The following is a 9,558-nucleotide window of genomic DNA, read 5'->3' as shown; positions in this document are numbered from 1 at the left end:
GGCCCAGGCGCTACGGGCCAGAGCATCAATACCGCTCAAAGGGTTGAGGCTTCCCACGGCCGCCCGACCGACAATCTTCATGACGTGAGCGGCCTTGCCCACCGCCGAAGCACCGGCAGCCAAGGCTTTAGCCCCTTTGGCCGCCCCCCCAACACCCATCACGAAACCAAAGATGTCCAGTATCAGGTCGTTGGCCGCGTCACTCAAATTGCCCTTTTTAAAGTTGACGATCGCCGAGCGCAGCGGGATCAGGTTAAGCGCAAACTCGCCAACGACTTTATGTGGAGGTACTTCAGTATCGAAGGTGGTCATGCCCTTGGCGGCTTGCCTGGCAGCAGGCAGGTCAATGTCCTTGATCACGGCGTCGACTATGTAGGCGGTCCTCTCACTGCTGAAACTGCGTGGAATACCCGGGGTGCCTTTATTCTCATCGGTGAACCCCGGCGGGTACTTACCCGTAGGCGTGATAACGTCGAACAGTGTGTAAGGGCGACTCCCCACATCTGTACGGTCTCCCGTCTGGAAGTCTCCAAGGTCACGGCGCGGGATAATCTTGTTGGTCAAACGATTGATCTCGTAAGTGCAGAATTTGCCGTTGCGTTCCGTCTTGACCAACACGCTCCCTGGGGAGGCACGCGAGCGTCTGGGCTGCCCGGTATTGTTCCTGGCAAGGTTCATGTGTTTGACGACGGTCATTTTCCCGTATTCCAGATTCTGACGGTCCTGCAGCGCCAGTGTTGAAATCAGGTACTTGAGCTGCGCCTTGGTGGTTTTTTCCAGGTCAGCGGCGAAGCGCGAAAATGCCGCATTGAATCGCGTGGGCAGGTCGCCAAGCGATTCGATCGCAGTGAGGGCCTTACGGATATCAACGTCGGGCGATGACGAAACCCATTGGCTTGTTGGCGGCTTCTCTACCGTTGCATGAATAGCGCCGAGGTTGCTCAATAGCGTCGCTTGCAGGACTGCCTGGCCGAACGTTCCCACGTCATCGTTCGGGCCTGGAGGCTTTGAGGCAAATGGCCGTCCATCCATGCACAGGTCCAGCACTGAATACGGGCCAGGGAAATGCCTGTTGGGGGGCTGCAGGGTGATGCACTTTTTCTCAAACTGCTCGCGGCTCATCCCCGCAAGGGCCGTCTTCAGCAAGGCATGCACCCTTTCACTCAGGGTGGGGACCGTGTCAATGGCGGTCAGTGCGGCGGCCTTCAGCTCGCCGAGCTGAGCATTGAACGCCGTGCGCACCGCTGCCATCGTGTCATTGGGCTGGGGCAACCCAATCCCGTTGGCCACTGCCCAATCCTTGAGCGAATGGCGTTGAGCGAGGTATTCATCACGCTGCTCTTCATCGGTGACGGGAGCGGTGCTGGCGTAGTCCATGACCTGCCAATACGTCATCGCCGCTGTCGCGCCGGGAGATTTTGCTTCAATACGGCCCACAGCGGTCACAAAGCTGACCCAGGCATGCGAGCCCAGGACGATCGCGGCCGGTATCTCTTTGACGAGAAACTCAGGCGCTTGAAAGGAGAGTCGCAAGGTCGTGTAAGCGGAGGCGGCTAGAAGGCTGGTCGTCTTGCCACACGACACCAGCGACATGTGCAATTCCTTCAAGACCGCTGCGGCGGTCTTGCCTGCGTTACCGGCGGCCATCAATCGATAGCCTTCGATGTTCAGGCGTGAATCGGCATTTTCAACCGCCCTCGCAGTGCCTGCGTCTGCGCATAAAGCGGCCAGCAGCCAGTCATCTGCACGACCTTTGATTGACTTCACTTCGAACGCGGCTTGAATGGCAGCACCCAGCGCCTTGCCCTTGGGTGAGCTCAGCAGGTTGTCGATCAACAGCCGCGGGTTACGTGCCTGTGACGTGGAAAGCGGCCATTTATCCAACAGATATTCCAGTACGCTCTTGAAGGCACCCAAGTCAATACCACCCGGTTTGCCTTGAGTGATCATGGCCCTCAAGTCCTGGAAAATCATGGGGTCGACAGGCTCTGCCCACCCAAGCGCTCCCGAGTAGTCGCCGTGCAAGGGGGCGCGAGGTTCGGGCGTCATCAGCGCTTTAGCGAGGTTGACCAATTGTTCGCGGTTGCCGGGGATGTTCAACCCGTGGTCATCGAGATACTGCCTCAGGCTAATGCCGTTGGAGGTGTCCGCCTTGGCCGGCTTGTAACTGCTGTCGAGGGGCACATAGACCTTGAGCTTGGTCAGTTCATCGACACACCCGATTTCGTCATCATCACCTTTTTCAATACGCTGGGACAGGTACTGCAAGTTGTAGCCAGCCTGGTATCGGATATCGATATCGCCCAAAGTGGCCCTATGGCGCTCAAGCACGGTTTGACTGCGACTCTCACTCAATACCCGATCCTGCTCTGGGGGCAATTGAACCAATGACTTATCCCGCAAAAGCTCTACAGCGCGCGCCTGGGCAGCAGCGCGCGTGGGTGTTGCGGGTTCTTTATAAAAACGCCTGATTGTGTCGAGCGGAGCGCGCTCGCTGCCCGCATCCAAGGGTGGTTTTACAACCGCTGCGGGATCGCCCGCCGCGATAATTTTCGCGGCCGCCAGGACAGGCGCGCTTATCGCTGCCCACCGTGCATCGGCCTGGTTCAGTGTGTGCAAAACCCGCCGCGGATCACGTTCACGCGTGAGCCTGAATGAGATCTCACCCAAGCCGGGCTTGAGGACGACGGTCATGGGGTCTACGCCAACCTCAGTCATCCATTGCTGCATTTCGCGCGATTGCATCGCGCGGCCCATCTGGGACCACCACTGGCCAAACGTTGAGGCCCAGGGGATTGGATAAACGTGGATCCCGGCGTCATGAGTTGCCTCGCCCTTGATCTCAAGCAGTGCCGCACGGTAGATCGGAGCCAGTTCGTTATCGCCCTCGGGGTGAACGTCGCCCGGTAACTGCGTAGAAGGCTGCATATCACTCTGGCGTGTGGGGGCAAGCGGCTCATTAGAGCAAGCCCGTGCATTGAGCAATTGGCTTGGTTCGTTTTGCAATGCGGGAACACTGGAGGAGGCTGCCATCATTCACGGTCTCAACAAGGGAAAATTAGACGGGCATCAATTGGATTTTTATCGATATCCATCTATGTGCCTGAAACCCCACAAATCACTCCCCGGCATTGGCCGCCAATCATTTTCAGGATATTGCGCCCTACCCTGCTCGATGACTTTTATTCCAGGAAGGGCCTCGCCGGGCGCGGTGTTACTCACACTCGCCCGCCCCCTCCTAGCTGCGCTGGATGCCGGTCACCACGGCGATCCGCCTGAAAACCATCGGCTCGCAGTTGCTGGAAACACATTGACGTTAGCCCCGAGGGCTGTCCTGGCTGGGGCGAAACATAGGGTAATGACGTCTGCAGCGGTTTGACGGAACCCGCCCGGCGTGACGGCTAAATAGGGTGAAAGCCTCGCAGTCTATGCAGACCGAGGCAGAGTTCCCCAACGCCAAGCGACAGACCCTATGAACAGTGTACAAAAGCGCTTTACCGCGCCGTCTCAACCCTTACCTGCCCCGACGCTTCCCCACTCGCCGCCGCTGTCGCGGCAACGGCGTGATAGCCCTTCTGCGCCGCAACCGCAGGCCACCACGCGCGCCGGAGGGGATGCTGAGTTGTCAATGCAATATCAGATTGCCTTGAACCTGGCTGCCAAGCGTCAACCCTATATCGAGATCGAGCACATTCCTGCGCATTCCACATTTGGCCAATGGTGGGGGCATTTGCATGACGCCTTCCAATCACCTGACGTTCAGCAGTGGATTCGCAGTCGGGGGATCGACGCCACGTCGATAAAGCTCGATCCGAAATCAGGTCAAGTCTCCTTCATGCTCGAGCGCTATCTCGACCCACTGCAAACGTTGCACACGGTCGATCAAGACGCCCCCCATTGGGCCGCAATCGGTGAGCCTATCCGCCAGGCTGCACGCGTCATGGGCGTGAGGTTCCCGTTTGCACCGCCGGTCCTGAGCCCAAGCGAACCGGTTCCGTGGCAGATCGTCGGGGATTTTTATCAAGAGCCCCGAGGACTGACGCTGTCCGGCATGCTCAGGCGCGCGGACCAAATAGGTCAGGATCAGCGCTTTAAAACCCTCGACCCCACTCGCTTTGCGAGCCTGATCACGTCGCGCGGTGAGGATGCACTTCAAGATCAGAAAGCGCTTCTGGGCGACATTCGCAACCGGCATATGGCTGGCGAAACACTGCGGCGCCTGGCGACAGCCATAGAAAATGGCGGCAAACAGGTGGGGGACATCCGGGCCGAACTGCAGAAAACCGTCCAACTCTGCGCCGACGGTACCTATCGGCCAACGGATACCGGCCAATCCAACCACGTCAGCCTGCAGCAATTGTTGGAGGATCACGGCTGGGACATCCCCACCACCTCCGAACACCTGGTTAACCTGGCAAATGCCCTGACCACTGCGCCCCCCAAGGCGGCCTCCCATGGCGACCTGGGTGGCGCGCTGAGCTGGCCCATACCGCTTGATCAGGAAAGTCAGGAACAACTGCGGGCGGATATACGCACCGGTAAGCTCGGCGATATCACCTTAAGCCCATTTAAAAACGTGCTGGATTACCTGCTCAACGCCAGGCCGATCACTGAGCAGGAGCAGCGCAATCCGCGACTGTTGATCGACGCTTTGATCAACTCGCCCAGGGGGCAGGCATTGGGCAACGCCATTCAGGCCACCTTTGAGGCGCGGTCCATTAAAGGCAATGCCACCGACTGGTTGCTGGCGGCCTTTAACATGCAGAGCAACAAGCCTTCGCGCGATGGGACGACAATTGAAGGCTATCGATTGGTCTCAGCTGAAAACATGGGCAAAACGGCGGCGGCGGTCGTCAAGGCGCTGGCTGAATACCTGCACGCCAAAGGCATAGCCTCGTCCTTGGAGACTGCATCTGTACTGGCCTACACCAAGGTCAGCAGTACAGCCCCGGAGTTTGGGGTCAAAGACATCCCTGATCAGGTGGTTGTAGGCACCCACAGCTGGGTCACCTTTGCCACGGCGGTCGCTCGCATCGAAGCCAAGGCGCCCGGGGCGACGGCGACAATGACTTATGCGCAAGTCATCCTCGCAGCCAGCATCGCACCGATCACGGATGAAGAACGCCAAGTTGAATATGCCGCCCAGAATGAAGCAATCAAAGAGTGGGCTGTCGCCAATGGCAAACACTACCCGTCGACCGATACCGCCCTATCCACTGTGCGCAAGGCGTTCGATACGCAGGTGCGCTTGCTGAGCGAGGCGGCTGCAACGCCCGACCTCGCCATGCCGACGACCAATGCCATCGCGCTCGAACACTTGAAAACAGCGTTCCCGAACGTCGACGCAACGCTGTTCGAAACAAAATCTATCACCTCGCAGCCCAGCAACCGGCACTTTCCCGGACCTTACTCACTGTTGGATCTGTACATTGATGGCAGAGCGCTGGTGGGCGCCCCCCCCGACTCGAATGATGACTGGGGGAGCGCAGGCCGTACGTTCTTCAGGTTCCTGACGGTTGGGGCTATCAATATTCCGGATGACGGGACGCCTGCGGTATGGGTCTCATCCGAGGATGGGCTCAACCTCAACGATGTGCTGCCCAAGCTCAAAGACCTGCCGCGCCCGCTCGCGCAGTTCGATGAGCAATACCCGAAGTACGCCAACGCCGTGAAAAAGACCACGTCGGCACAACTCAACTACCTGATTTGCAAACAGCCACAGGAACACCGAGAGAATCTGGCGTACGGCAAAATAACGGTCCGCAGGGAAATCGACTACCACAGGGCCGATCACCCCCTGCGCGTTGCAGACGGTGTGTTGTTGATCGAGACCGAGCGCAACGGCACATCCCTCACGTATGAATTTGATCGGTTGAAGGGCACTCTAACCCCATTACCGGGCAAGACTTACAGGGAATATGCGCCCACCGAAGGTTGGTACCCCTCGAAAGGTAAAAGATACGACGTAATAAAGCCTTCGGGTAAGCACGCACCTGGGATAGCGGATGAAAACAGAGGCGCGCGAGGGGCGCCTGATAGCTTCGGCAGTGAAAGAACTCAATACATCGTTGATGCGGTGATCGAGGATATGGATCTGCCTGCGGTACAGAGCCACGCCAAAGGCGCAACGACTTTTGAGACTGAAGTGCCGACCCACAAGGTTGTTCAAGAGATTGCGCTCGCCCTGATCCCGTTCAGGTCAGCCATCAACAACTTCAAAGAGGGCAAGGTTTTCGACGGCGCGGTTGATCTGGCCTTCGATATCTTTGGTTTCGCGGTTGGCCTGGGGGCCGCAGCCAAAGGCGCAAAAGGCGCCCTGGCCGGCGCTTCGGCGCTTTCAAAGGTCGGTAAGGTATTCCAGATTGCCGGCCGGGCGGCGGTTGGCGCACTTAACCCACTGGGCGGTGTTGATGACTTGGCGCGGGGTGTTTTCAAGGCCGGGCGCTTTGTTGTCCGTAAAGCCCATAAGGGTGTCAAACAACTGCGCGCGTCCTACGCGGGTGTCAATCTGCTTGAATTGGCAAAAACCCCCAATATCGTTGAAGGCACATTCAGAGCGGCCAATAGCACACACGCCCGTCAAGCCCTGGCCAAATTCGATGAGGAAAGCCAACAGTGGTTTCGCATTAATCCACACACAAAAGAAATGTACCTCGAGCCGCTGCCGAATTTTATCCCCGACCTGTACAGCTCAAAAGACGTTAATAGTTTGCAAGCAATCGGCAGCCATGACCCGGTAACAGCTGCCAGCCAGCAGTACGGTCTGGCGGCAACCGGTACGTTCAAGGTTGGGCAAGAGACTGTCGAGGGGACTGTCGTCATGTCGCAGGGCAAATGGCATCGATACGACGCCTTGAAGAAACGACCCATTTCCCCCCCGGTGACACATTTCACCCCCAGCCGGGTAGCGGCCAACGGCGAGGTCAGGTCACTGGACGCCGACCTTCTGGGTTATGAGTCCAAATACGTAGCGCCGGGCGAGTTGGCGATCAAGGGCTTACAAGGCAATGTGTTTGTAGGCCGTAGCAAAAAAGAATACGTGAAAGTCGACGGGCTGCTGTATGAGTCCCGATTGAAGGACGGCCAACGCGTCATCCTCCACCCAAAAGGCGCGGGTCTCGACATACCTGTCAGCGATCTGGGCGCTAGCGGATGGGAGCCCGCCGCAAGATCCGAGCGACTGCTGGGCGGCGCGGGCAGCGGCCCGGTACGGTGGAGTTTTGGCAACGGTATGTTTGCGGTGCCGATGGATGATATTAAAATCACCAAACATTCAGCCTCCCCCTTCTCACTCCACTATCAGGGCCTGGACCGTACCGTAACGTTCAACAGTACAGCCGGCGCATGGACAGAAACCCGCCGTATCGAAGGCACCCATGAAATACGCCATACCTATTATTGGAGAAGTGGCAACGGCCAATGGCAAGGCGGAACGTTTGATGAGTTTTCAAACGCCCGGAAACTGGATTCGAAAACTTACAAGCTGGCTGATATTTCGACACCGGTGGTGATAAACATTCCGAAAGGCTTAAAGCCGCTGCCCAAGCAACTCCACTATTTTTGGGCAGGCAAGGAGATCCCTGCGCACTTGATCGACAACATCACCCAGAACGCCACCCGAGCATCGGGGTACACCTCCATCCTTCATGTGGATGCCGACAGCCCGGCTATTTTTCAGCAGATAAAGACCAACATGGAAAGTAAGGTTCCCGGCGTGACCGTCGTAAACCTGCATGAGGACGAGGCCTTCAAACGGGTGAAAAATAGCGAGCTGTACCAATACTTTCGACAAGGCCAAGGGCAAAATCTGGCCGCTGCTTCCGATGTGGCACGCTATCCGATCATGAATAAACATGGCGGTGTGTACCTCGATACCGATGATGTCATTCGCGCCAACATCAGTTGCGAGCCGCTGATGGCCGGCGCGGATGATGTGCTGCTCGGTGTGCCGACGGTGCATACCTTCACTGATAACAAGACCTTCTATAACACCAGTCACTTTGCAACACGACCGGGCAATCCAGTGCTTGAAAACCTGATCACTGAGATGAACAAGCGGTTCACCGCGAACAAAATCCACTTCCCGGCCAAACGACCAAAAGTCACCAGAGGCGCCGATGGCCACGTTAACTTTACCGATGAATTTAAAGCGTATGAGAAGAAAATATTCGATACCGTGGGCCCTAATCTGTTTAACGACACGCTTAAGTTAAAAAGACCCGATATGTACGACTTGGGTATCGATGGGTTTTCCAAGCAAGCCAAGGTTGTCGACGGAGCGCACGTGGCGCATGGCCCGGCGGTGGACATAAAAAAGGACGTACTTGAGGCCTACGCCAGAAATGGCATTACTCCCCCGGACCTGCTGGATAACCAGATCAAAAAGATGAAGGATCATTACTTCCCGCTTCGCCATCGGTTTAACATCCAAGTGGGCTCCGAGCACTCCTGGATCAATACCTGATCGAGGTGGATTGAACCTGGGTCTACCGTCTCGGTGATCGCCTTGAGCATCGTCATTCATGGCCTGAGTACCCAGCCGATACGGGGCTTGTATGAACGACGTGCCAAGGTGAAAAATCACTCTTGCTTGTCGGCATTGCCAACGTCTGCCGCGTCATCCAGATCGTTGAGCGGCACCTCTGCGTCATCCATCAATGAGCCCGGGTCTTCGTTACCCGGGTCATTGAGTTCTTCTTCGTCTTCTTCTGACATGACCGTCTCCTCTAGCCGCCCTGGGTGTCGATATCAGCATCGGTTTCAGGCTTGGCCTCAGGCTCAGACTTGAAGTCAGGGCTGTAGTCGTTTTCCTTGGCTTTTGGGTCGCTGGCAGGCTTTGGGTCTTTCGGCGCATCAGCGGCGGTGCCGGGCGCCGGTTCGCCGCCATCGATGGCCGGGTCATTGCGGTTGCTGACTTGGGGATCGTTGCTTGTGTTCATAGGTCACCTCTTCGCAGTTTTGCAAAACACAGCCTGCGTAAAGATAAGGTCCCGTGCCGGGCCATGAAGTTCCAACTGTTTAAGAGATCGGGTTATCGACTTGAATATAAAACGCATAAGCCCCCAGCAATACCCAAAACACCATGAACAGCCACGGCGCACGCATGGAAAACAACAGCGACTTGCGATAGCCCTTGTGGGACGACTCGGTCTCACAGAACAGCGGCGAATCGTCATAGGCCAGGCCCATCACCGGTTCACTGCGCAGCAGTTCGCTCTGTTTGTAATGCCAATGGTCGATGATGTCGTAGGCGGCACGGATACCGGGCCAAGCGTTGAGGGAGCTGAGCACGCCGAGGGAGACCAGGAATACCGGCACGATCAACGTAAATAACTTGCCCCATTCCGGGTTCAGGTTGCCCATGCCAGACACGAAGGCGATCACCAGAAATGACTGCGCGGTGAGATAGGCATCGGTGCGGTTGGCCAGGATGGTCGTCTCGTATTGGATCTCCCGGCGATAGAAGTCGAGACGGTCCTTGGGCGAACCGAAGACTTTAGCGTTGTGTTCACTGTGATCGGTCACGGCCGATTCGGGGGTGTTAGGGGAGATGATTCT

General features: G+C 57.1%; 4 protein-coding genes and 2 pseudogenes. 2 read left to right on the top strand and 4 right to left on the bottom strand.

What is annotated here, in order from left to right; genetic code table 11:
- Positions 1 to 3,036, bottom strand: a pseudogene (locus E0F99_RS26440) (hypothetical protein); the annotation flags it as partial.
- 592 nt (positions 3,037 to 3,628) lie between these two features.
- On the opposite strand from E0F99_RS26440, the gene E0F99_RS26435 reads away from it, so the two are divergent.
- Entirely contained in the window at positions 3,629 to 8,464 is a 4,836-nt protein-coding gene (locus E0F99_RS26435) for a glycosyltransferase family 32 protein (RefSeq protein WP_130909013.1), read from the top strand.
- 24 nt (positions 8,465 to 8,488) lie between these two features.
- A pseudogene (locus E0F99_RS30685) lies at positions 8,489 to 8,587 on the top strand (cation:proton antiporter); the annotation flags it as partial.
- On the opposite strand, the gene E0F99_RS30920 reads toward E0F99_RS30685, so the two are convergent.
- From E0F99_RS30920 to E0F99_RS26420, 3 genes are all read right to left on the bottom strand, one after another.
- A complete protein-coding gene (locus E0F99_RS30920) occupies positions 8,581 to 8,715 on the bottom strand; it encodes a hypothetical protein (RefSeq protein WP_269457863.1) in 135 nt (44 codons plus the stop codon). The pseudogene E0F99_RS30685 and the gene E0F99_RS30920 overlap by 7 nt on opposite strands.
- 11 nt (positions 8,716 to 8,726) lie before the next feature.
- The gene (locus E0F99_RS26425) at positions 8,727 to 8,939 is read right to left on the bottom strand and encodes a hypothetical protein (protein WP_083358465.1); all 213 of its coding nucleotides are present in this window, start codon (positions 8,937 to 8,939) and stop codon (positions 8,727 to 8,729) included.
- A 79-nt stretch (positions 8,940 to 9,018) separates the two neighbouring features.
- Positions 9,019 to 9,558: hypothetical protein (locus tag E0F99_RS26420; RefSeq protein WP_242626937.1), on the bottom strand; the 540-nt coding region annotated here is incomplete at its 5' end.

Source organism: Pseudomonas antarctica (genome assembly GCF_900624995.1).
GTDB classification, from domain to species: Bacteria; Pseudomonadota; Gammaproteobacteria; order Pseudomonadales; family Pseudomonadaceae; genus Aquipseudomonas; species Aquipseudomonas antarctica.
This window is presented reverse-complemented; position numbering and strand designations above follow the sequence as displayed.

Excerpts from the sequence above, each read along its gene's own strand:
- E0F99_RS26435 (WP_130909013.1), top strand. The coding sequence starts at position 3,629 with ATGCAATATCAGATTGCCTTGAACCTGGCTGCCAAGCGTCAACCCTAT.
- E0F99_RS30920 (WP_269457863.1), bottom strand. The coding sequence starts at position 8,715 with ATGTCAGAAGAAGACGAAGAAGAACTCAATGACCCGGGTAACGAAGAC.
- E0F99_RS26425 (WP_083358465.1), bottom strand. The coding sequence starts at position 8,939 with ATGAACACAAGCAACGATCCCCAAGTCAGCAACCGCAATGACCCGGCC.